The sequence below is a fragment of the Nitrincola nitratireducens genome, from assembly GCF_000585235.1.
Lineage (GTDB): Bacteria > Pseudomonadota > Gammaproteobacteria > Pseudomonadales > Balneatricaceae > Nitrincola > Nitrincola alkalisediminis.
On the sequence record NZ_AONB01000018.1, the window covers coordinates 1 to 22,002 of the forward strand.

The window sequence follows — 22,002 nt, forward strand, 5'->3', positions numbered from 1 at the left end:
CGGTTAACCGAAGAATGTCTCGGCTTTGGCATCCTGCGTCGCTCTATCGCCTACATCCATGTAGCGTAGTGCCCCAAGCCAACCAGCAAGGAGCTACTCAGCTTGGCCGTGGTTAACAACCACATTAAGTGAGCCTCTGTAGGCGACCGAAGGAAGTGCCCTTGGGTATGTTTGCTGTAAGCCATTCACAGCCAACGATGACAGACGAAGTAGGATCACTGGCTCAGAGACTTGATATTGGCAGCTAACGCGGCCAATAAAAAACTAATGCCTATTAACAAGGTTTGGGCTCATAGGTGTTAGCGGGCTCTTCCATTAGGTCGGCCAAACAAGGGCCAACCGATAAAATCGATAAGTCACCAATATTACCTGAGTAGGCTGGCGAAGAAAGCGCCCAGCCGCTATCGACGACACTGACGTCACTCCAAGTAGAAACTTGACGCTCAGCTTTCTTTGTATTGAGCTTTACCTGCCCAAGTAACTCCATTTTCATGCGTTTAAAGTGGCTCCGTTTTGGCACAACCTTGGCAGCGCCTCTGTTTGCAGGTCAAATGTCAGCAGCCTGGCTTTCAACGCATCTTCAAGAGAAGGATAACGCTCATGGGGTACCGTTAAGGCGGCAACCGAGACCCATGGTATCCAGTCAAAAGCCCTTCCTTTCTGGAGTACAACCAGTGCTCCCCAACCATCCGGCTGAAAGCCTGCCTCTTCCCAAGTTGAGGACCAAGCATTAACAGCTTTCCCTTCCATCGTTGGATAGGCGTAAATATCACCTACTTCTACAACATATTCAGCAGGCTTTTTTGCAGCCGGCTTGGGACGCTCTGGTCTGGGAGAGCGCAGGCGGTCGGCTAACTCAAGTAGCATGTGTTGTCGCTTATCAATGTATTTTTGCTTGAGCCCCTCCATACGTCTGATATCATGGCCATCGTCAATAACTGCAAGCGCCTTGGCAATGGCTTCAGAGCAAGCAATGCCGCGACGTTCAAATTGATCTGCCACAACAAGCCAGAAGGTGCACTCGTCATCACCATCTATTCCTGCATCACACTGCATTTTCCAAAGCACTGCCAAAAGTCGAGATCCGTCCATTGGTATTTTGCAAACCAGTGAGATTGTATTCTTCAAATCCGATGCATAATCATCTTGATAGAGTCCAACTCCCCAAGCGCCCATTCACTCCTCCTGAATTGATACTGTGGCGATAAACTAAATAGCTAACACCGCATTAAGGTGTGAACAACGCTACCACCTAGCATAACCATTGCACCGTAAACACAAAACCCAACCTTGAGCTGAAAATGCCAAGCATTGAGAATCACTCTTAAATGCTTTGTTAGCTGCCTTGTTCAACCAATGACTTTAAATATGCAACTTGTTGTGGTGAAATATTTGTATAATGAGGCAAATCTTCTGGCTTTATTAATATATTATGCTTCTTACATTGCTCAGACAGAAACTTGATACTCTCCATTAGAGATCGAGCTGTATCAGTATCTAAATGACATTTTAATTCTTCATTCTCATCGAGAAGAAGTTCATTTCTTCGTTGGATTTTACAAACTTCTAATTTGTGTCCGTCCGCACGCTTTTTTAAAACCTTTGCTTCTCTCGTGGATTTTTTATACTTTTTATTTGCGCCAGCCAACTCTTCTTCCAGATCAAATATCTTTTGAGATAGATACACAGTCAAAGGACTGATCTCTTGAGGCTTACCATGAAACTGTCGCCACATTTTTCCTTTATCACCATTTGGAGCCTCTTCCGAGTAATAAATCGTCTCTAACTCATCCCAATATTGTTCCACATAGTCTGACGCATCATTGAAGTTAAATTCGTATTCAAACACATCTTTAAAAGCCATACTTTTCTCCATTTTATATACTACAGCTAAACGAGCCTGTCGGATTAGACATTTTGAAATCAAAATACCCAGCATCAACAGCCAGCCCTTTACTATAATCTTTATTTACCGCCCAAATCGATGATCTGAATCACCTATTCAAACAACCTACACTCAATAACTAATGGGCTTCAAGGTTATTTTACCCTCAACTATTGAGTTTCACCTCATTGTTGCCCCTATGTTGCTATTTTCTCGATATTGTGTACCATGCAGTACATTAACCACTGCGCATTGACTTTGGTTTTACTCCTTAAGGTAAATCGATTCAGTCCCTTGTTGCTTTCTAGATTACCAAACACGGGTTCTACCGTGCCTAATCGCTGACTGTAAATCGGTGGATGTAAAGCGCTTCGCTACCTGACCACCACGCTCTGTCAGGCGTTGAGCCTTGGCTTCATTGAAAGTGATCGAGTCTGCAAATCTTGGATCACGTTTACGGAACTGATTATCTGCGATGTGTTGCAGGATATGCTCATCTCCTGAGCACTGCTTGAATTGACGCTGGATACCGAACAGCATCGGCTCCAAAGTGTGTTGTTCCTGCCCAGCACCGTAGGCTTCGGCATGTACTATAATCTGGTGTTTGCTGTCCACAGCAGCCACGCCGTTGTAGCCCTGAATCACACCCTTAGATGTCTTCATCTTGGCACTTTCAGGGTCAGTGATATTGCCTTTAACTGGAGTACCCCGTTGGCCGTACCGCTCAGGAGTCGTTGTTAAGTGTTTTTTTATCTTGGCTGAAACCTTTTCAAGCTTCACGATCTGGGCACGTTCACGGTCGGTGACCTCAATGGGTTGATCCTGTTGATCACCCGTTTGATGCGCTTTTAGCATTCGCTCTACGGCGCGATCAATCTTGGCTTTCTTACGATTCAACTCCGCATGTGTGCCACTCCACTCCTTGGCAGCGTTCGAGGGCATCTTGCAGCCATCAATCGCGAACATTTCCCGTCCGATTAAGTTTAAGCTATCACACACCATCAGAACATGCGTGAACAAGGGTGCTATCACCTCATCCATTCGAGAGATGAAATCGGCTAAAGTGCTGTGATGGGGTTGGCTGTCAGCTGACAGTGCCATGAACAGGACATTCTCACGGCAGGCTTGGGCAATCTTGCGGCTGCTGATAATGCCTCTAGAATAAGCGAATAACACGACCTTCAGCAGAATTGCCGGATCATAGGCAGGCGCGCCGTTATAATTATTTCGATAGCTAGACTCAAACACGCTGAGATCTAAATCATTATCCACGACATGATTCAGCGTATATTCGAACGTGCTAGGCTGGATCTGATCCGAAAACCGCAGAGGTATCATCTTGGTTTGGTTGTAATCGTAGTGTTTATACCGCGCCATCCCTTACCACCTCTGAGGTAAAGTTCAGTTAACGGATTTTAGCCTTCATCTGCCGCATAAGCCAATGGCTCTGGGACTAATCCGACAGTCTCAACGCCGCAATCACGCACTTGGCGCGTGCATTGCCTTATTAGCCAAAGCCAGCTGAATATCCGGAAGATTATCTGCGACCTCCTTATAAGTACTGCTTTTTAGAAGCACCTCAAGAACAGGTCCAATAGGGCTTGCCCATATCTCTGGCAAATTAGCCTCTCCATCTGAAATTATTGGGAATGCCAACTTTTCAACCGGAGGACAGAAATCAGCCGAGACACCTTCTTTATTTCCTCTGGCATCAATCCGATACCAACCATGATCTTCTAAATACACAGCATTTAATCCATGCAGGCAAAATGGCGGCTTGTCATTGCTAATGGTCAACCGCTGATAGCACAGCCCGGCTGGAATACCGTTCGCACGCAGTAATCCCGCAAGTAGATGACTCTTCGCATAGCAGTAACCTGTTCCATGCTCCAGAACATCAGAGGCTTTGCATGTAACAGGATCACGCTCGAAGTCCCAGCTATGTTCGATTTTGTCTCGGACAAAGAGAAAGCACTTCTCAGCAATCATCTCGACACAATTGGCGCCATCAGCAAGCGATTTTGCCTTGGCCAACACCGCTGGTGTTTTCCAGTCTATGTACTCTGTTGACTCTAAATATTGGTACACGATCTCAATTTCCCATTATGGCTAACGCCCAAATTTAGCGCGGAAAGCCGCGCAGCGGGTTGACGTCGCAGCCAGCGTTTTTTGCTGGCGATAAAATTTGTTTGATACTCATTGAGCCTTCTCCCTCAGCCTAGCCAGATTGGCTAAGCTGAAAGGCGACGAAACCAAAAGGAGAAGACCCAATGAGATTTTATACTACACAACATCCGTATTATTGTGGAATAGATTTACATGCACGGTCTTTATACGTGTGCATTCTGGATGAAACCGGTGAAACCATCCTGCACCGCGAAATCAAAGCACGACCAGAACCCTTACTGGACTTATTAACGCCCTATATCGGCAACATTGCTGTCGGTGTTGAATGCATGCACTGCTGGTACTGGGTTAGCGATTTCTGTGCTCAACATGGCATCGACTTTATTCTGGGCCATGCGCTTTACATGAAGGCCATCCATGGCGGCAAAGCCAAAAATGATCGCATTGACTCCTATAAGATCGCTCATCTTATTCGTGGTGGCAATTTTCCGTTGGCTTATGTGTATCCACCCGAGATGCGTGCTGCTCGTGACTTACTCCGTCGTCGTACCCGTATCGTTCGGCATGGTGCCGATTTAAAAGCGCATGTGAAAAACACCACCAGCCAATACAATTTGCCACCGAATAACCTGGATCTACAATACCCTTGCGCTCGGGAAGCGATGCGGAACTGCTTTGATGATGTGTTCGTGCAACGCAATATTGACCTGGACTTAAACATCATCGCGTTTTACCGCCATGAACTCAGCTCAATTGAGTGCTTTATTGAAAAGCATGCCAAGCACCACAACGGTCGAGATTACCACATCCTCACCAGCTTCCCTGGCATTGGTCGCATTCTGGCACTGACTATCCTGTACGAAGTCGGTGACATTGGCCGTTTTAGCACGGTACAGGACTTTGCGTCGTACAGTCGGCTTATTAAGTGTAAAGCGGAATCAGCAGGCAAGAGCTACGGCACCCAAGGCAATAAAATTGGCAATGCGCATCTGAAGTGGGCCTTTGGCGAAATTGCTGTGCTGTACCTGCGCGGTAACGACAAAGCAAAAAATTACCTGTTAAAACTACAAAAACGCATGAGCAAAGCCAAAGCACTCTCCGCCCTAGCGCATAAGATTGGTCGCTGCGTGTACTACATGCTGAAAAATCAAAAGGTGTTCGATGAAAAACGTTTCCTAACTGGTTAAGTCGCGGGGCAAGGTGAGCTGAACGTCTAACTGGAACACCCTGGCTGATGCTCAAATGAAGATTGGGTTACCCTTAGCCATATAAGCTCAATCACCTATCTTCTGGCACACAGCCGTAGCCAGATCGTTTGATTAGACACCTTGCCGCCGCGCACTACCATCAGCAAGATGGTTTACACCTGTACTGAGCCTGAAACTAACTGGCTTTAAGCCCGTCACACTTGAATAGTGCCAGCAACAGGTTAACCGATGAATGCTTCCTACGTCGCTCTATCGCCTACATCCTTGTAGCGTGGTGCCCCTGCTACCAGTACGGAAGCTGAAATCAGCAGGCGCTCATTGAGCATGAGATAAGAGAGCCCCGATATGTGTTTGTTGCAGGCTATCGCCTGGCGACCATGATGACAGATGAAGCAGTCTATCTTGCTGATGGATAACAAACTGGCCGCTAACGCGGCCAGAAGAGCGGTTTTATCTATTGACTCCGGAGGGGCTCATATGGGTTAGGCATATTTAACTTAATGGTCACAGAAAAGAGCCAAAATCTCTATTTTCAGACATTGCCGCCAAAAAGCCTTTCGAGAATTTTTTTGTGTGCTGGACCCGATAGCTTGGGATTATATTGCTCCCAGCGTCTTTCATCGAACTTGGCTGTGGCATCAATGACTGGCGCCATTGACTCTGCACGTTCTTCTGCGAGGTATACTCGATTCATTGCAAGCCGCAAGGCATCAGAGCTTCGATCTTCGTCTAGCGAACCATCTGTATTAACTGTCAGTCGCATATTGTCTATTCGAATTACTTGGTCGGGCTTTCTTTCCTTCAGTGTGTAAAGCGCCATTGCTATATGAATATTGCTGCCAGCGAATTTTTTTAGACTTGGCTCATTTCGAGAAAAAAATCCTTCAAAGGCTTTCTGTGAAATGTGCTCAACACTGTCATCCGAATGCACTATGAAGACGCGGTATCCTATGCTCATTTTGATCTCCTCTGTGCCTAACGCTTAGTTAATGAGCCGACGAAAGCGCAAAAAAAATACCCGCCAGCACCAAATTTAGGATGTATCATCCAATCTATCACTTTCGAGGCCTCTTTCAACGCCTTGTTGGACTGAACCGCTGGCACCGTCTTGGACGACTACCTTTATATAGGAAATTCCTTTTTTCGACTGCCGCCATCGCTGCCCAATCAGCAAACCCGGTTCTCCACAGCGTTTACAGCAAATTAACCGATGTTGTGAGTCAACACAAGTCTTCACATGCTGTCCTTCAAGGTTACCAAACTGAGCGACTATCCCCTCATAATCCTTTGATGCTGATGCGTATATACCAGCATGACGTATTGTATGAACACCCTCAGCTGGTACGTGTTCTAAAAGACGCTTGATTAACTGCCTCTGCTCTAACCATTGCGTTGCCGCTCGCTTTTTCCGATGGTCGAAATAACTCATTTCAACACGACTTCCTGACCAACGCTTAAGCTGCTCGGGATTTAAAGGTCCACCTCTGCAATAACGTGCTAAATAAAGCATCGTTACTAAACAATGAATATGAGGATGAAGGTTTAAACGACGCCCCCAAGTATGCAGTGTCATCAACAAACCCGGCTTGATGCCTCCATATTTTCTATCCGCCAATAGCTCTAGCAAAGACTCCTGACTTGCACGAAACAACAATCGTGCAAATAAAGCCTCGTTGTAACGCCATAGCGCTAGATACTCATGTGGTAAAGTGAAAATACAATGGAAATGTGGAACGGCCAGTAAGCGCTTTTTTTGCTTCTCTATCCACTCAACCTTCGGTGCTCAGCACATAAATAACAACTGCGATGACGACACGAATGATAATGCTCCCAAGTATCGTGCCCTTGAGCGCAACGATATGTACTCACACCCATTTCCGGAAAACGGCAAGCAGTGATAGCATCAATCGCTTTTCGATTTTTCAGCGGCTGTCGCTGCTGATCTAGTTCCGAGCGATACGCTCGAAACACACTTTGTAAGAGTCTATTTGGCATGTCCCTATGCCTATAATCCTTTGAATTTACTACTCTACCGCGTAGCGGTTATGTCCAACAAATAATACGCCCCGACAATCTGCGGGCGCACACAAAGCAAATACAAACACCCATAAAAAACCCCGGCAAGCCGGGGACAAGATAGGTGAGTCCGAAGACTCAGATGCACATTTGCACAGGGCAAACTTCTAAGGCTCAGAACCTGAAACCTGAGCCTTAGAATGGGGTTAGAAGGTGTCGCCGGGGATACGTACCCACCCTTCCATTAATACTCGCGCACTGCGGCTCATCACCGCTTTGGTGGCCGTCCATTCGCCATCCACTTCAGCTGCCGCTGCGCCAACACGCAGGGTGCCAGATGGATGACCAAAGACAACCGCATCACGTTCAACACCACCCGCTGCAAGGTTAACCAGAGTACCTGGAACCGCGGCTGCGGTCGCAATGGCGACAGAGGCTGTGCCCATCATGGCATGATGGAGCTTACCCATGGATAAGGCGCGCACGCACACGTCTATGTCGCTGGCGCTGATCGACTTACCACTGGAGGCTTCATAGTCCGTTGCTGGTGCAACAAAGGCGATCTTGGGGGTGTGCTGGCGCGCGGCCGCTTCAGCGATATCCTGAATCAAGCCCATTTTCACCGCACCGTATGCACGCATGGTCTCAAAACGTGCCAGAGCCTCCGCATCGGAGTTGATGTCTTTTTGCAGCTCGGTGCCCGTATACCCTATATCCGCCGCATTAACGAAAATAGTTGGGATACCAGCATTGATCATGGTTGCTTTGAACGTGCCGACACCCGGAACTTCAAGATCATCGACTAGATTACCCGTTGGAAACATCGAGCCTTCACCATCGGCCGGGTCCATGAACTCAATCACCACTTCAGCCGCAGGAAAGGTCACGCCATCCAGCTCAAAGTCACCGGTCTCTTGAACTTCACCATTGGTAATGGGCACATGGGCGATGATGGTTTTTTGGATATTCTTTTGCCAAATTCGCACCACGCAAATGCCGTTTTCAGGGATACGCGCTGGATCAACCAACCCTTTGCTAATCGCAAAGGCTCCAACAGCAGCGGTCAAATTGCCGCAATTACCCGACCAATCAACAAAGGCCTTGTTGATCGCGACCTGACCAAACAAATAGTCAACATCATGATCCGGCTGTTCGCTTTTAGCCAGTATCACCGTTTTAGAGGTGCTGGAGGTTGCGCCCCCCATTCCATCAATTTGTTGGCCGTATGGATCTGGGCTGCCGATCACGCGCAGCAAAATGCTGTCGCGTGCTTCACCCGGAACCTGTGCCACTTCGGGCAAATCGGTCAGGCTAAAAAACACCCCTTTCGAGGTGCCGCCACGCATATAGGTGGCGGGGATCTTAATTTGAGGGCGACTCGACATGGTCTCGCTCCTACCTGTTAATTAGTGTGTCGACTCAAGAAAATCTTGAGCAAAACGTTGCAAGACACCGCCCGCTTGATATACACGCACTTCGGCGGCAGTATCAAGACGGCAAAGCATCGGCACACGCACAATCTCGCCATTTTTACGAGTGATGACCAAGGTCATTGTTCCACGCGGTGTGAGTTCGCCCTCTACATCGTAGAGTTCGGTTCCATCAATGCTCAGCGTTTGACGGGTCGTACCCTCTTCAAACTGCAAAGGCAACACGCCCATGCCGATTAAGTTTGTGCGGTGAATACGCTCGAATCCTTCCGCCGCAATTACCTCGACACCCGCTAGACGAACACCTTTGGCCGCCCAGTCACGTGAAGACCCCTGACCATAGTCAGCGCCTGCAACAATAATCAAAGGTTGTTTACGCTCCATGTAGGTCTCAATCGCTTCCCACATGCGCATCACAACGCCGTCTGGCTCAACACGTGCCAGAGAACCCTGCTTGACCTTACCGTCCACAACGGCCATTTCATTGATCAGTTTCGGGTTCGCAAAGGTGGCACGTTGCGCCGTCAGGTGATCGCCACGGTGCGTTGCGTAGGAGTTGAAATCTTCCTCAGGCACGCCCATTTTGTGCAGATACTCACCTGCTGCGCTGTCCATCATGATCGCATTTGAAGGTGACAGGTGATCGGTTGTGATGTTGTCAGGTAAGACAGCCAAAGGACGCATGCCCTTCATGGTGCGCTCACCCGCCAATGCACCTTCCCAGTATGGAGGACGACGAATATACGTCGACATCGGACGCCAATCGTAAAGCGGGCTCTTAGCCGCTTCACCACGATCCAAGTCAAACATTGGAATGTAGATTTGGCGGAACTGCTCAGGCTTCACGCTCTCCGCAACGATTGCATCGATCTCTTCATCGCTTGGCCAGAGATCCTTCAAGGTTACGGGGTTGCCTGCTTGATCTGTTCCCAACACATCCTTTTCAATATCGAAACGGATGGTACCCGCAATGGCATAGGCCACCACTAAGGGCGGAGAAGCAAGGAAGGCTTGCTTGGCATAGGGATGGATACGACCATCAAAGTTACGATTACCCGATAAAACCGCTGTCGCATAAAGATCACGATCAATGATTTCTTGCTGAATCACAGGATCAAGGGCACCGGACATACCGTTACAGGTAGTGCACGCATACGCGACGATACCAAAGCCCAGTTTTTCCAGCTCAGTTAAGAGACCGGCCTCTTCTAAATAGAGCTTGGCCACTTTGGAGCCTGGCGCAAAAGATGACTTCACCCAAGGCTTACGCAGCAAGCCGAGTTCATTGGCTTTTTTCGCCAGCAAGCCCGCTGCAACAACGTTGCGTGGGTTAGAGGTGTTGGTGCAACTGGTGATGGCCGCAATAATAACTGCACCATCGGGCATCAAACCGTCTTCTTTTACCCAAGGAGCGGCAATCCCTTTTGCGGCCAAGTCAGCGGTGGAAACACGTGCATGCGGATTCGATGGGCCGGCCATGGTACGCACGACACTCGACAAATCAAATTTCAAAACACGCTCGTATTGAGCCGTGCTTAGGCTATCTGCCCACAGTCCTGTTACTTTCGCGTAGTTCTCAACCAATGCCACCTGCTCAGGTTCACGCCCCGTGAGTTTGAGGTAATCAATGGTTTGCTCGTCAATGTAGAACATCGCAGCCGTGGCACCGTATTCCGGTGTCATGTTGGAAATGGTGGCACGATCACCAATGCTGAGGCTTGACGCACCTTCTCCAAAGAATTCTAAGTAGGCGCCGACAACACGCTCTTTACGTAGAAATTCCGTGAGGGCCAATACAATATCCGTTGCCGTGATGCCAGGCTGACGTTTACCAACCAACTCGACCCCAACAATGTCAGGCAGACGCATCATGGAGGGAAGACCCAACATGACAGTTTCGGCTTCCAATCCACCGACACCTATCGCTATAACGCCCAGTGCGTCGACATGTGGCGTGTGCGAGTCGGTACCCACACAAGTATCGGGGAAGGCAATGCCATCGCGCGCTTGAATAACGGGCGACATTTTTTCGAGGTTTATCTGATGCATGATGCCGTTACCCGCTGGGATAACATCAACATTTTCAAAAGCTGTTTTAGTCCATTCAATGAAGTGGAAGCGGTCCTCGTTGCGACGGTCTTCAATGGCACGGTTTTTCTCAAACGCGTCGGGATCAAAGCCACCACACTCAACCGCTAACGAATGGTCAACAATCAATTGGGTCGGTACAACAGGGTTGACCTTCGCAGGATCACCGCCCTTTTCAGCAATGGCATCACGTAGACCAGCCAGGTCAACCAGTGCGGTTTGACCGAGAATATCGTGACAGACAACACGTGCTGGATACCAAGGGAAGTCGATTTCTTGCTTGCGCTCAATCAGCTGCTTCAGTGCATCGGTCAGCAGCTCAGGCTCACAACGACGCACCAGCTGTTCAGCCAACACGCGAGAGGTATAAGGAAGTTTTTCGTATGCACCCGCTTCAATCGCGTCAACAGCCGCACGGGTATCAAAATAATCTAACGTAGAGCCAGGAAGGGCTTTGCGGTATTCAGTATTCATCTGGGTAGACTCCGTTGAGTCGTTATAATGTCATTGACAGGCCTAATGTGGGTGCACAACGGCTCGATCAGTCAGAACAACTGACCGAGCAACGACCTTACGCACGTTGGTCGATAGGCAACCAATCAAGATTATCTGGGCCTGTGTAATCGGCGCTTGGGCGAATGATGCGGTTATTCGCGCGCTGTTCCATCACATGCGCTGTCCAACCAGCGACACGTGAACACACAAAGATTGGGGTGAACAACTTGGTTGGAATCCCCATGAAGTGATAGGCCGATGCATGGAAAAAGTCTGCATTGCAGAAGAGTTTCTTCTCACGCCACATGACGGCTTCAACACGCTCAGAAACGGCATACAGATGCGTATCGCCCACTTGAGCGGAGAGCTTTTTCGACCATTCTTTAATAATGGCGTTGCGCGGATCAGAGTCACGGTAAATAGCGTGACCAAAGCCCATGATCTTATCTTTACGAGCCAACATGCCCATAATCGCATCTTCAGCCTGATCAGGCGAAGTCCAGTTCTCGATCATGTCCATTGCCGCTTCGTTTGCACCACCATGCAGAGGGCCACGTAAAGAGCCGATTGCACCGGTCACACAGCTGTGAATATCCGACAGAGTCGATGCACAGACACGTGCGGTAAAGGTGGAGGCATTAAACTCATGCTCTGCGTACAGAATCAATGATGCATGCATGACTTCGACATGCAAAGGCTCAGGCTTTTGACCATGCAACGTCCACAAAAACTGCTCAGCGATGGAGTCAGCTTCAGTATTCACATCAATACGCTTACCGTGATGTGTGAAGTTGTACCAGTAGTTAATCAAGCCTGGAAACACGGCCAGCATGCGGTCAATTTTGTCATGCTGCTCAGCGAAATCCATTTCGGTTTCTAAGTTACCGAGCATAGAGCAACCCGTGCGCATCACATCCATCGGATGTGCATCGGCGGGGATCTGCTCTAAAACGGTTTTCAAGGCTGCAGGTAAATCACGCATGGACTTCAAGCGTGCTTTATAGCCATCTAACTCAACTTGAGTGGGTAGCTTTCCGTACAATAATAGATAGGCTACTTCTTCAAATTGAGCATTATCGGCGAGATCTTTAACATCGTAACCACGGTAGGTCAGGCCTGCACCCGTTTGACCCACAGTACAAAGTGCGGTTTGACCTGCGGATTGACCCCGTAAACCTGCACCACTAAGTTGTTTTGCTTCTGCCATTTCGGTCTCCTTCTACGCCGGAGAGCTTTGCCCCCCAGAAGCTTAATCTGAATTGAATTACTTGTTTTTACCTTCAGCAAACAGAGCATCTAGCTTTTGCTCGAAATCGTGGTAATTCAAGAAGTCATAAAGATCCATGCGTGTTTGCATGGTGTCGACCACTGCTTTTTGGTCGCCATCGTTTAGAATATGTTCAAAAACATTCAGTGCCGCTTTGTTGGCCGCACGGAATGCAGACAAGGGATACAGCACCATGCTGGCACCATTTTCAGCCAACTCTTTGGTGTTGAATAAAGGCGTTGCACCAAACTCAGTGATATTCGCCAATAAATGACGGCCTTGAATACCGTCTGCAAAGGCTTTGTAATCTTCAAGCGTGTGCACCGCTTCGGCAAAGATACCGTCTGCACCGGCTTCTAAGCAGGCTTGAGCACGCTCAACAGCGGCATTTAAACCGTCTTGTTGGAAGGCATCGGTACGAGCAATGATAAAGAAATCCTCATCGGTACGAGCATCAACGGCAGCCTTAACACGATCAACCATCTCTCTAACGAAACGATTTCTTTGTTTGGGCGATGACCACAACGTTTCTGAGCGACTTGGTCTTCGATATGAACCGCAGCGGCTTCTGCTTTGATCATTTCTTTAACAGCACGTGCAATATTAAATGCACCGCCCCAACCTGTATCGATATCCACCAGCAAAGGCGTCTCGACAGCACTGGTAATGCGACGAACATCTTCCAACACATCATTTAAAGAGGTCATACCCAAATCCGGTAAACCGTAAGATGCGTTCGCTACTCCACCACCTGAAAGGTAAATTGCTTTATGGCCAACACGCGTTGCCATCATTGCGTGGTAAGCGTTGATGGTGCCAACAATTTGTAGCGGCTGGGTTTCTGCTAAGCTTTGCGGAAACGAGCGCCCGCTGATAATCGATTAGCCATTTTTTTCCCCTTTCAAGTGAGTCACAGTGTTCAGTTTATTTTCAATATTACGACGTGCCGCACTGATGTGACGGCGCATCAACATTTCTGCTAATTCGGGATCTCGTGCATCTATTGCATCGATGATTTGACGGTGCTCTTTCAGTGCACGCTTGGGACGTGAACTTGAAACACTGAATTGGTAACGGTACATCCGCACCAAGTGATATAGATCAGCACCTAAAAGCTCTAGCAGCTTTTCATTTTTGCTGCCTTGAACAATTCGGTAGTGGAAATCCAAGTCCCCTTCCTTTTGGAAGTAACTGCTCCACTCTTTCTCTTCAACGGAGCGCTCATGATGGTCGAGTAAATTCTTTAATGCCGTGATTTCACTGTCGGTCATGTTTTGTGCCGCTAAGCGACACGCCATGCCTTCCAGTGCTTCGCGCACATGGTAAATTTCAATTAACTCATGCACCGACAGCTTAACTACGCGCGCACCGATATGAGGCTTTCGTTCGATTAGACGCAGGCCTTCCAACCGACGGATCGCTTCTCGAAGCGGCCCACGACTGATGCCATACATACGAGCCAGTTCTGGCTCACTGATTTTATAGCCTGGAGGTAACTCGCCCTTGACGATAGCCGTGACAATCTGTTGACAGACCTTATCAGCTAACGTGCGTGTAGCGGGTTCGAGAGGCGTTACATTGTCATTATTTATCATTGCGACCCTTCACATTGTCGACAATTTTTATGTAACGCTACATTACCGAGCAAAAAACGACCAGTCAACACCCGAAACAGACTAAATTGTCTACACTAGACAAAAGTATGAAATTCGGATTAAGATTTACCCGTACTGAAGAAAAAAATTAAATATTTGAAAATAAACAGATTTTTAAGAATTGATCAAAATAACGCCTTGAACACATAAACAGAAGCCATAGAACTGTCTACAATCCAGTGAATTCCTGAAGGGACACGAGGCTTTTCCTAGCAGCCTGTCAGACTGTGTACTGACCCACTGCGGAAAAGCCGATTAAGCACCTGACGCCTCGCGATCAAGACAAATAACGAAGCAACTCATCATTCATAACCCTGGCGATTTGCCGAGGCTTCTGAAAAGGTAAGGAATGGTCTGTACCGGGCACCATAATATAGTGCCAATTCGGCATTTGTTCAGCCAACTGCAAGTGCAACTGGTGCATCATCTGCACACTTTGGCTTCCGATAAAGCTTGTCACGTCACCTTGGGCCGCCAATAACTGGGATCGATCCAACTGCCGAATCCCTTGACTCACCGCATCCAGCGCCCAAGAAAATCCTACAGGACGTCGTGCCAAACGACTCACGGCTAGATCATCCACTTGCGCCGTGGTTTTTCGATTCGGCGAGATGGTGTCCAAAAACTGACGTATGCCCTGCTCCTGATCTTGAGAGCGCAGGAACTCGGCGGCTTGCGAATATCGATCACGCAATCGAATTGTGTCATCAAGACTGCTGCGATCCAGCAAGGCGGATTCAAGCAGATATTGTTTTTCGACTCTGTCAGTGAAACGCGCTTTTAACAGCATAGACACCAAGCCACCCAATGAATAACCGCCTAAATCAAAAACCCTCCAATCCAGATGATCAACCAAATGCGCCACATCATTTACAAGGTCGACTAGGGTAAAGGGATGCTCTACCCCATCAAAATATTGAGTTTCACCCGCACCTCGCAAATCCGGTACGAGTATTTCGCGCCATTGCTGGGTGCACTGAATCAACATTTCCCAGGTGTCTTGACCTGCAACCCCTGCCCCATGCAAAAGTACCAAGCGACGTGAAGACAAGGCATTGGGATGACGATAAAGCCGATAAACGATACGTTGATCCGGCACAAGTAGCTGATGTTTTTCACTAGGGCAAATTTTTCGCATAACCTAACCCAAACTTAAATGAAGTGAACAGTATACCTTTGTTAACGAACAATCTCGCCTAAGCGTAACAAGCAGAGTAGAATTAGACTTTTGTCACAGGGCTGCACGGTGATTGAGTACATTTCGCTTCCTTTCAAATTGACAGCAATCGAGATTTTTAACCAAATTCGCGAACTGGGCGACGCCGTCCTCTTGGATAGCTGTCAACCTGACAGTCAGTTTGGACGATACGACATTATTGCCGCGGCACCTGATCGTAAGTTACGCGTGAACGATCAAGGCACTTGGACTCGTGAGACAGCATCTGCAGATTGGACCCTGACTCAACGCGAGCCCTTTTCAATCTTAAATGCATGGTTAGCAGAGCTAAAGACGCCCTCAGACCTTAACGGCCCCTTCAACACAGGCTTGATCGGTTCGTTCAGTTATGATCTTGGTCGCCACCTCGAAACCCTTCCCTCAATAGCCAAAGCCGATATTGCTTACCCAGATCTTGAGATTGGACGCTACCTTTGGGCCGTGGTGATTGATCACCACCAACAACACAGTCACTTGGTCTTTCATTCTGAATGGGTCGACCGCCAAGAGATTGAGCGTTTAGTCGAGCGCCTCACCAATCCGACTGCGTCACCGACACGTCAAGCATTCAAGCTCAACGCGCCCTTCGCCAGCAATCTCAGTGCCGAAGACTATGCGTCCGCACTGAATAAAGTGGATGAGTACATCCACGCAGGTGACGTGTACCAAATTAATTTTGCGCAGCGCTTCCAATCCTCGTTCGAAGGAGACCCTTGGCAGGCCTGGACGGCATTAAAGCGCATTGCCCCGACTCCCTATGCAGCCTATCTAGAAAATGATCAAGGCGCGGTTCTGTCGTTATCACCAGAGCGTTTTTTATGGTGCAATGCTCAAGGAGAGGTTGAAACGCGCCCCATTAAAGGCACGCGTCCACGCCACTCAGACCCGAACCTCGACTTAGCCTTGCAAGAAGAACTTAGCCATTCTGAAAAAGATCGTGCAGAGAATCTAATGATCGTCGACTTACTGCGCAACGATCTCAGCAAAGTCTGCCAGCCCGACTCCGTCAAAGTGCCTGAGCTTTTCTCCTTAGAGACCTATCCAAATGTGCATCATCTCGTCAGCAGCATTACTGGCACACTGGACACTCCTCACACACCGCTTGATCTGTTAAAACACAGCTTTCCAGGGGGGTCAATTACCGGCGCACCCAAGATTCGAGCCATGGAAATCATTGATGAACTTGAGCCACATCGCCGCTCAATTTATTGTGGATCCATCGCGTACATTAGCGCCTGTGGGCATATGAACAGCAGCATTACTATTCGCACCCTTTTGTGCGAGAGGCAACAGATATACTGCTGGGCCGGTGGTGGCATAGTCGCTGATTCAGATATCGCATCGGAGTATCAGGAAACCTTTAACAAGGTCAACAATTTGCTTCAAAACCTTGAAGAACACTTTTTGGGTTCCTAAATTCGCGAATTGCATGGCTTTCATTTGACAGATGTCAGTTTATTAACAATTCTTTAATCACCCTGCTTAATACTATTGTCTGAATAGAATTAAGCCTATCCTCGTGGAGTACTGCCTATAAGACGATGCACAACTTCAACCTGACAAGTGCCAAGCATAAGGCATAGATACATTATAACTCATAAACAGTACAGACTATGGGGCTTCCGCAGATGCCACTTTCATTTCAATCAAAGATTCTCAGTTCAATGCTCGCATTGCTGATTATTGCCTTGGTTTCCTTAGGGATTCTGTCTTCTCGCTTACTTCAACAAGAAGTAAACAATGGCATTCAAGCCGAAATCAACAGTACATTAAAAAACATACAAACCTTCGCCAACGGCTGGCTAAATGCGAAATTTGATATTATTCACGCACTCACGGCTGAACTGCCGGGAAGCGATGATGAAGCAAAGGCACCGCTAACCCTCTCGCGTATCGCGGGTAATTTTGATCTTGTCTATGCTGGAACAGACCAAGGCGGTATGTGGCAATCTCAACCGCCCGCCTCACTCCCTTCGGATTACGACCCAAGAACACGCCCCTGGTATCAACAAGCCTTGCAAGCAAATCGCATGGTCGTTACCCCACCCTATGTCGATGCAGGCAGTGGAGAATTGATTATTTCGTTGGCGGCTCCTTTACGCAACGGTGCACGTGGAGTAATCGGCAGTGACATCAGTATAAAAAATGTCATCACCCAACTCTTAGCGATTGATTCACGCTGGACATCGGAAGTGTGGATGCTAGACAAGGATATGAAAATTATCGCGCACCCAGACGCCTCTCAAGTGAGCAAACCCGTCTCACAACTGCTGACGAATACGACTATTCCTGCTGTCTACAGCATCAACGACATACACTACAAGGGTGAAAAGTGGCTGTTGTCTTCCATCAAGATAGAGTCGGCAGATTGGACTTTTTTACTCTTGGTCAAACGCAGTGATGCCTATGCAGCAATGAACACCCTAGCTTGGCGTTTAGGCATATTGAGTATTTTGATTCTAGCATTGCCGCACTCTTACTTTACCTGCTTGTTCAGTACTTAATGCGCCCGCTAAAAAGTCTTGCAAAAGCACTAGACGACATTTCTGAAGGTGAAGGCGATTTAACGCGCAAACTCAATGCCGACACTGATGATGAGTTTGGTCGCATGAGCCATGCGTTTAACAAGTTCACCAACAATCTGCGCCAAACCATCCAAGAAATTATTCATCTGGCAAACCGCATTAAAGACGATGCCAGCAACACGGCTACGCAAGTAAAACTGAACTTGGATCAGATAGCAGATCAGCATCAAGAACTGACCCAGCTAGCAACTGCGGCTCAAGAAATGTCCTGTGCGACAGGAGAAATCGCAGGCAATGCCGAAAAAACCGCTCTGGCAGCCCGCAATGCGGCCGATTCAACCCAGCTAGGCTTGTCCGTTGTAAATGAAAACCGCATTAAAACAACGGAGCTTGCAGAGCAAATCTCGCTTAGCACCAGCGCGATTAATGATGTCAATGGGCATGTTCAAAACATTTCCAGCATTTTGGTGAACATTCAGGGCATTGCTGAGCAGACCAACTTGTTGGCATTGAATGCCGCCATTGAAGCGGCTCGCGCTGGAGATCAAGGTCGTGGCTTTGCTGTTGTTGCGGATGAGGTGCGAACGCTGTCACAACGCACGCATCAAGCAACTGAAGAAATTCAAAAGATGATCAGCGAACTCCAGCATTCAACCTCTCGTTCCGTCACCATGATGACGAGCAGCCTCGATCAAGCCTACGAAAACGCAGAGCGTGCCGAACAGGCCGCTAGCCGTCTTCAGTTAATTGATAAAGCAAGCTGCGACATCAGCGACATGGCTGTGCAAATTGCCAGTGCGGTTGAAGAACAAAACGCAGTGACCACTGAAATTAGCGGCAATACTGAGCGTATTAAGCTATTGGCTGACAATTTAGCCGATCAAGCTGATATTTCAAGAGGACGTTCAAGAGAGTTGAGTGATATGGCAAATACGCTAAAATCCCTCACCGATCGCTTTAAAGTGTAATCCATCACACCTCTACCCAAGTCGGCTTGGGTAGAGGCATTTTGCCTTATAGGGTCAAATCCCTCACACTGGCCTTGATAAACTCTTTCTTTAAGTCTTCATAGGTGTGCACCGCCGGGAATTGGGGGAACTCTTGGATGACATTATCGGGAGCATGAAACAGAATACCGGATTCGGCCTGTGTCAGCATCGTGGTGTCGTTGTAAGAGTCACCCGTCGCGATGACGCGATAATTCAATAATTGAAAGGCGCGCACTGACTGACGCTTTGGATCTCTTTGACGCAAGGTATAGCCTGTAATACGTCCCTGACCATCAACTTCTAACTTGTGACAGAGTAAGGTTGGAAAACCCAACTGACGCATTAACGGCTGTGAAAACTCATAGAAAGTGTCTGAAAGAATAACAACCTGAAAGCGCTCTCTTAACCAGTTCACAAACTCTACCGCGCCTTCCAGCGGCGCTAAACGACTGATCGTTTCTTGAATTTGCGGCAAGGTCAATCCATGTTCATCCAGAATACGCAGGCGCTGCTTCATCAAGACGTCGTAATCTGGAATATCTCGGGTCGTGGCTTTTAACGCTTCAATCCCTGTCTCCTCTGCGAACGCAATCCAGATTTCAGGAACCAACACCCCTTCTAGGTCAAGACAGGCTAACTCCACAAACACCTCCACTATTGATTTAAAAAGGCTAATCTACTGGGTGACAGATTGATATTCAACAAAATCCTTAGGGTTTTGTCTTAGTGCATCGGCAACTCAATGTCAGCAAACAACTCATCCACTTCGTAGCGGTTCCCACAGGCTTGAACTTTATCAACCATTTCCGGCGTTAAGTGCGGGGCAAATAACCGAATAAAATCATACATATAACTGCGCAAGAAACTGCCTTTGCGAAAGCCGATTCGAGTCGTGCTGGCTTCAAATAAATGAGATGCGTCCAGTGCAACCAAATCACTGTCTTGCAGTGGATCTACCGCCATTGAAGCAATAATCCCGACACCCAAGCCCAATCGCACATAGGTTTTGATGACATCGGAATCCACAGCCGTAAACACAACCTTAGGTTCAAGACCACGCTTAATGAATGCATCATCCAGCTTAGACCGCCCCGTAAAACCAAAAACATAAGTCACGATTGGAAAATCTGCCAAACGCTCTAAGGTCAATTCCTTAACCTGTGCTAAGGGGTGGTCTTTTGGTACAACAACGGAACGGTTCCAGTGATAACACGGCATCATAATCAAATCAGGAAAATGCGCGAGGGCTTCGGTTGCGATGGCAAAATCAACTTCACCGTCTGCCGCCATCTCAGAGATTTGCATAGGCGTACCCTGATGCATATGCAATGCAACATCAGGGTACATTTTAATAAATTCATTGATGGTCGGCGGTAACGCGTAGCGTGCTTGTGTATGGGTTGTGGCAATGCTCAAGCTGCCCTTGCGCTCATCACTGAACTCTTGGGCGACCTGTTTGATACTTTCAACTTTCTGCAGAATTTCACCGGCAATCTGGAGAATGGCAGCACCTGCCGGGGTCACTCGTGTTAAGTGCTTCCCACTTCGAGCAAACACCTCAACACCTAATTCGTCCTCCAGCAATCTCACCTGTTTACTAATACCCGGCTGAGACGTATAAAGGCTTTGTGCGGTGGCCGAAACATTCAAATCATGCTTGGCCACTTCCCATATATAGCGTAACTGCTGAAGTTTCATGTTATTATTTCCTGATTATAAAAAGTTAATCATTTATAACAGACAAGAATAACAGAAGTTTAGACACTCGCCAATTTTCTGATCAAATAATCATCAAACTCGTGAGCTTAAACGACGGATTTCCTCATCATTGCTAATAATCCGTTTCTCTAATGAGTTCACCTTAGCTTCAGCCCGAATGATGATGTTTTCTTTCTCTACTAATTGAGAGCGCAGAATATTTTCGCGCTTAGCATTCTCATTGGAAGCCGTAATGTGTTTCTGATTAAGGCGTCGAATGTCTTCTTGCAGCTCTTTAACCTTTGCTTCCAGTCGCTTCGTTTTGTTCACCTCGGTTAAAAGCTGAGCATTAACACGCGACAGATCACGCTGAAGCACACCGCTGTCTTGCTTATACTTCAAGAGTTCAGCTTCTTGGCTCTTAACTTGCGACTTTAGCGTATCGGTTTTAACGTCCTTGCGTGCAATACGTGCCTGCAAGTCATGAATCTCACGCACCAGCTCAGACTCTTTTTTACTGGCCTCTTCACGCACTTTTTCAAGGGTGTTTCGATAATAGCGCGTATCCACTTCCTCTTTCGCAATCGCTTCCATCATATGCCGCTGCTCGTCTTTGATACGTTGGTCAAAGACACGTTTAGCATCGTCATGGGCTTTACGCAGCTGCGCTAATTCATGCTCTATGGTAACGCGCGACTGCTCTTCTTTTTTGCGAGTGTTCGTTTCAATGGCTAAATTATTTTTTAGAACCGCAATTTCGGCCTCGAGTGCTTTAAACTGCTCTCGTGATTCCTCAAGCTTGAGTGACTGCTCGCGGTAGCGACTTTCGAGCTCTAAATAGAGATGCTGTGACTTTTGCAAGGCATCGTCATTAACACGCCGATCCTCCTCAAGACCCACATCCACCATTTGCCGGGTAAAATTCACTTTTGAATTTGCTTCTTGCAGTGCATGCAGCCAAATTCGAGTAAAGGCCTGCGCCAGTGTATCCGGCATCCCTGGCACACTAATCGCGCGATCCGTTCGATCCGTCATAACGATTCGCTGAGGCAGCTCATACCACCACTGCGAAAGGTAACGAGAGACCTCTTCAGACTCGATCTCAAGCGTTTCGGCTATCGCTTCTGATCTCGGATAGCTCGCTGATAAAAGCAAGTCATCTGCAACTTCGTAGACTCGTGATTTAAGCTGTTCTTTATCCATGTAGTACACTAAACCTAATTAACCTTAAGAATGCGAGTAACATCATACCCCGAACAATGAGACCAGAAATAGGCTCTATCATCCTTTATACGCGTACATCGCAGACTATTGAAACATATCTTTTCGACTAATGCGATTTATAGATTAAAGGCCTATAGTCCATTACGTTGGTACAAAGTCTAAGCTCAGGATTGTCGACA

General features: G+C 47.7%; 19 protein-coding genes and 2 pseudogenes. 4 read left to right on the forward strand and 17 right to left on the reverse strand.

Features of this window, described 5'->3' with window-relative positions; all coding sequences use genetic code 11:
* Nucleotides 1-274: 274 nt before the first annotated feature.
* The 6 genes from D791_RS13950 to D791_RS13970 all read right to left on the reverse strand — a co-directional run bounded on the left by D791_RS13950 (nt 275) and on the right by D791_RS13970 (nt 3,973).
* Nucleotides 275-493, reverse strand: a complete 219-nt coding sequence (locus D791_RS13950) for a hypothetical protein (protein WP_036512902.1) — start codon at nt 491-493, stop codon at nt 275-277.
* Nucleotides 490-1,176 carry a hypothetical protein gene (locus D791_RS13955; RefSeq protein ID WP_036512905.1) on the reverse strand — a complete coding sequence of 229 codons (687 nt, stop codon included), beginning with the start codon at nt 1,174-1,176 and terminating at the stop codon, nt 490-492. Before D791_RS13955 ends, D791_RS13950 begins: the two co-directional genes overlap by 4 nt.
* Nucleotides 1,177-1,336: 160 nt before the next feature.
* A complete protein-coding gene (locus tag D791_RS13960; RefSeq protein WP_036512908.1) occupies nt 1,337-1,864 on the reverse strand; it encodes a hypothetical protein in 528 nt (175 codons plus the stop codon).
* 218 nt (nt 1,865-2,082) lie between these two features.
* A complete protein-coding gene (locus tag D791_RS21085) occupies nt 2,083-2,205 on the reverse strand; it encodes a transposase (RefSeq protein ID WP_237748654.1) in 123 nt (40 codons plus the stop codon).
* Nucleotides 2,195-3,262: a transposase gene (locus D791_RS13965; RefSeq protein WP_051514547.1), complete on the reverse strand. Its 1,068-nt coding sequence runs from the start codon at nt 3,260-3,262 to the stop codon at nt 2,195-2,197. Before D791_RS13965 ends, D791_RS21085 begins: the two co-directional genes overlap by 11 nt.
* Before the next feature lie 102 nt (nt 3,263-3,364).
* The gene (locus tag D791_RS13970) at nt 3,365-3,973 is read right to left on the reverse strand and encodes a transglutaminase-like domain-containing protein (protein ID WP_036512911.1); all 609 of its coding nucleotides are present in this window, start codon (nt 3,971-3,973) and stop codon (nt 3,365-3,367) included.
* Nucleotides 3,974-4,155: 182 nt separating this feature from the next.
* Here D791_RS13970 and D791_RS13975 point away from each other — a divergent pair, with 182 nt between their 5' ends.
* Nucleotides 4,156-5,199, forward strand: a complete 1,044-nt coding sequence (locus D791_RS13975) for an IS110 family RNA-guided transposase (RefSeq protein WP_036512914.1) — start codon at nt 4,156-4,158, stop codon at nt 5,197-5,199.
* A gap of 553 nt (nt 5,200-5,752) precedes the next feature.
* On the opposite strand, the gene D791_RS13980 is transcribed toward D791_RS13975, so the two are convergent.
* The 8 genes and pseudogenes from D791_RS13980 to D791_RS14015 all read right to left on the reverse strand — a co-directional run bounded on the left by D791_RS13980 (nt 5,753) and on the right by D791_RS14015 (nt 15,309).
* Complete coding sequence (locus tag D791_RS13980; RefSeq protein ID WP_036512916.1) at nt 5,753-6,178, reverse strand: hypothetical protein; 426 nt, start codon at nt 6,176-6,178, stop codon at nt 5,753-5,755.
* A gap of 75 nt (nt 6,179-6,253) precedes the next feature.
* A pseudogene (locus D791_RS22210) lies at nt 6,254-7,215 on the reverse strand (IS91 family transposase).
* 227 nt (nt 7,216-7,442) lie between these two features.
* Entirely contained in the window at nt 7,443-8,621 is a 1,179-nt protein-coding gene (prpF, locus tag D791_RS13990; RefSeq protein WP_036512919.1) for a 2-methylaconitate cis-trans isomerase PrpF, read from the reverse strand.
* A gap of 21 nt (nt 8,622-8,642) precedes the next feature.
* On the reverse strand, nt 8,643-11,228 hold the full coding sequence (gene acnD / locus D791_RS13995) for a Fe/S-dependent 2-methylisocitrate dehydratase AcnD (RefSeq protein WP_036512922.1): 2,586 nt from the start codon (nt 11,226-11,228) through the stop codon (nt 8,643-8,645).
* 97 nt (nt 11,229-11,325) lie between these two features.
* Nucleotides 11,326-12,456, reverse strand: a complete 1,131-nt coding sequence (gene prpC / locus D791_RS14000; protein WP_036512925.1) for a bifunctional 2-methylcitrate synthase/citrate synthase — start codon at nt 12,454-12,456, stop codon at nt 11,326-11,328.
* Nucleotides 12,457-12,513: 57 nt separating this feature from the next.
* Nucleotides 12,514-13,405, reverse strand: a pseudogene (prpB, locus tag D791_RS14005) (methylisocitrate lyase).
* A complete protein-coding gene (locus tag D791_RS14010) occupies nt 13,398-14,111 on the reverse strand; it encodes a GntR family transcriptional regulator (protein WP_036512927.1) in 714 nt (237 codons plus the stop codon). The pseudogene prpB and the gene D791_RS14010 overlap by 8 nt, the downstream one beginning before the upstream one ends.
* Before the next feature lie 337 nt (nt 14,112-14,448).
* A complete protein-coding gene (locus D791_RS14015) occupies nt 14,449-15,309 on the reverse strand; it encodes an alpha/beta fold hydrolase (protein ID WP_036512929.1) in 861 nt (286 codons plus the stop codon).
* Between the two features lie 108 nt (nt 15,310-15,417).
* Here D791_RS14015 and pabB point away from each other — a divergent pair, with 108 nt between their 5' ends.
* The 3 genes from pabB to D791_RS14025 all read left to right on the forward strand — a co-directional run bounded on the left by pabB (nt 15,418) and on the right by D791_RS14025 (nt 18,880).
* Nucleotides 15,418-16,803 carry an aminodeoxychorismate synthase component I gene (gene pabB, locus D791_RS14020; protein ID WP_036512933.1) on the forward strand — a complete coding sequence of 462 codons (1,386 nt, stop codon included), beginning with the start codon at nt 15,418-15,420 and terminating at the stop codon, nt 16,801-16,803.
* A 212-nt stretch (nt 16,804-17,015) separates the two neighbouring features.
* A complete protein-coding gene (locus D791_RS19155) occupies nt 17,016-17,891 on the forward strand; it encodes a cache domain-containing protein (protein WP_157682383.1) in 876 nt (291 codons plus the stop codon).
* Nucleotides 17,816-18,880, forward strand: a complete 1,065-nt coding sequence (locus D791_RS14025; protein WP_157682385.1) for a methyl-accepting chemotaxis protein — start codon at nt 17,816-17,818, stop codon at nt 18,878-18,880. Before D791_RS19155 ends, D791_RS14025 begins: the two co-directional genes overlap by 76 nt.
* A gap of 46 nt (nt 18,881-18,926) precedes the next feature.
* Here the strand turns inward: D791_RS14025 and thrH are convergent, their stop codons facing one another.
* The 3 genes from thrH to D791_RS14040 all read right to left on the reverse strand — a co-directional run bounded on the left by thrH (nt 18,927) and on the right by D791_RS14040 (nt 21,802).
* Nucleotides 18,927-19,544, reverse strand: coding sequence for a bifunctional phosphoserine phosphatase/homoserine phosphotransferase ThrH (thrH, locus tag D791_RS14030; protein ID WP_036512936.1), 618 nt, complete (start codon nt 19,542-19,544; stop codon nt 18,927-18,929).
* A gap of 80 nt (nt 19,545-19,624) precedes the next feature.
* Nucleotides 19,625-20,599: an HTH-type transcriptional regulator CysB gene (gene cysB, locus D791_RS14035; RefSeq protein ID WP_036512939.1), complete on the reverse strand. Its 975-nt coding sequence runs from the start codon at nt 20,597-20,599 to the stop codon at nt 19,625-19,627.
* A gap of 93 nt (nt 20,600-20,692) precedes the next feature.
* Nucleotides 20,693-21,802 (reverse strand): DNA-binding protein, encoded by a 1,110-nt coding sequence (locus tag D791_RS14040; RefSeq protein WP_036512942.1) that lies wholly within the window; start codon nt 21,800-21,802, stop codon nt 20,693-20,695.
* Between the last annotated feature and the right edge of the window lie 200 nt (nt 21,803-22,002).

What these genes read in the sequence shown, in the direction of transcription:
- D791_RS13980 (WP_036512916.1), bottom strand. Translation starts at nt 6,178, where the DNA reads ATGAGCATAGGATACCGCGTCTTCATAGTGCATTCGGATGACAGTGTT.
- D791_RS14040 (WP_036512942.1), bottom strand. Translation starts at nt 21,802, where the DNA reads ATGGATAAAGAACAGCTTAAATCACGAGTCTACGAAGTTGCAGATGAC.
- cysB (WP_036512939.1), bottom strand. Translation starts at nt 20,599, where the DNA reads ATGAAACTTCAGCAGTTACGCTATATATGGGAAGTGGCCAAGCATGAT.
- D791_RS13950 (WP_036512902.1), bottom strand. Translation starts at nt 493, where the DNA reads ATGAAAATGGAGTTACTTGGGCAGGTAAAGCTCAATACAAAGAAAGCT.
- acnD (WP_036512922.1), bottom strand. Translation starts at nt 11,228, where the DNA reads ATGAATACTGAATACCGCAAAGCCCTTCCTGGCTCTACGTTAGATTAT.
- D791_RS13955 (WP_036512905.1), bottom strand. Translation starts at nt 1,176, where the DNA reads ATGGGCGCTTGGGGAGTTGGACTCTATCAAGATGATTATGCATCGGAT.
- D791_RS19155 (WP_157682383.1), top strand. Translation starts at nt 17,016, where the DNA reads ATGCCACTTTCATTTCAATCAAAGATTCTCAGTTCAATGCTCGCATTG.
- D791_RS14010 (WP_036512927.1), bottom strand. Translation starts at nt 14,111, where the DNA reads ATGATAAATAATGACAATGTAACGCCTCTCGAACCCGCTACACGCACG.
- D791_RS14015 (WP_036512929.1), bottom strand. Translation starts at nt 15,309, where the DNA reads ATGCGAAAAATTTGCCCTAGTGAAAAACATCAGCTACTTGTGCCGGAT.
- D791_RS13960 (WP_036512908.1), bottom strand. Translation starts at nt 1,864, where the DNA reads ATGGCTTTTAAAGATGTGTTTGAATACGAATTTAACTTCAATGATGCG.
- prpF (WP_036512919.1), bottom strand. Translation starts at nt 8,621, where the DNA reads ATGTCGAGTCGCCCTCAAATTAAGATCCCCGCCACCTATATGCGTGGC.
- prpC (WP_036512925.1), bottom strand. Translation starts at nt 12,456, where the DNA reads ATGGCAGAAGCAAAACAACTTAGTGGTGCAGGTTTACGGGGTCAATCC.
- D791_RS13965 (WP_051514547.1), bottom strand. Translation starts at nt 3,262, where the DNA reads ATGGCGCGGTATAAACACTACGATTACAACCAAACCAAGATGATACCT.
- D791_RS13975 (WP_036512914.1), top strand. Translation starts at nt 4,156, where the DNA reads ATGAGATTTTATACTACACAACATCCGTATTATTGTGGAATAGATTTA.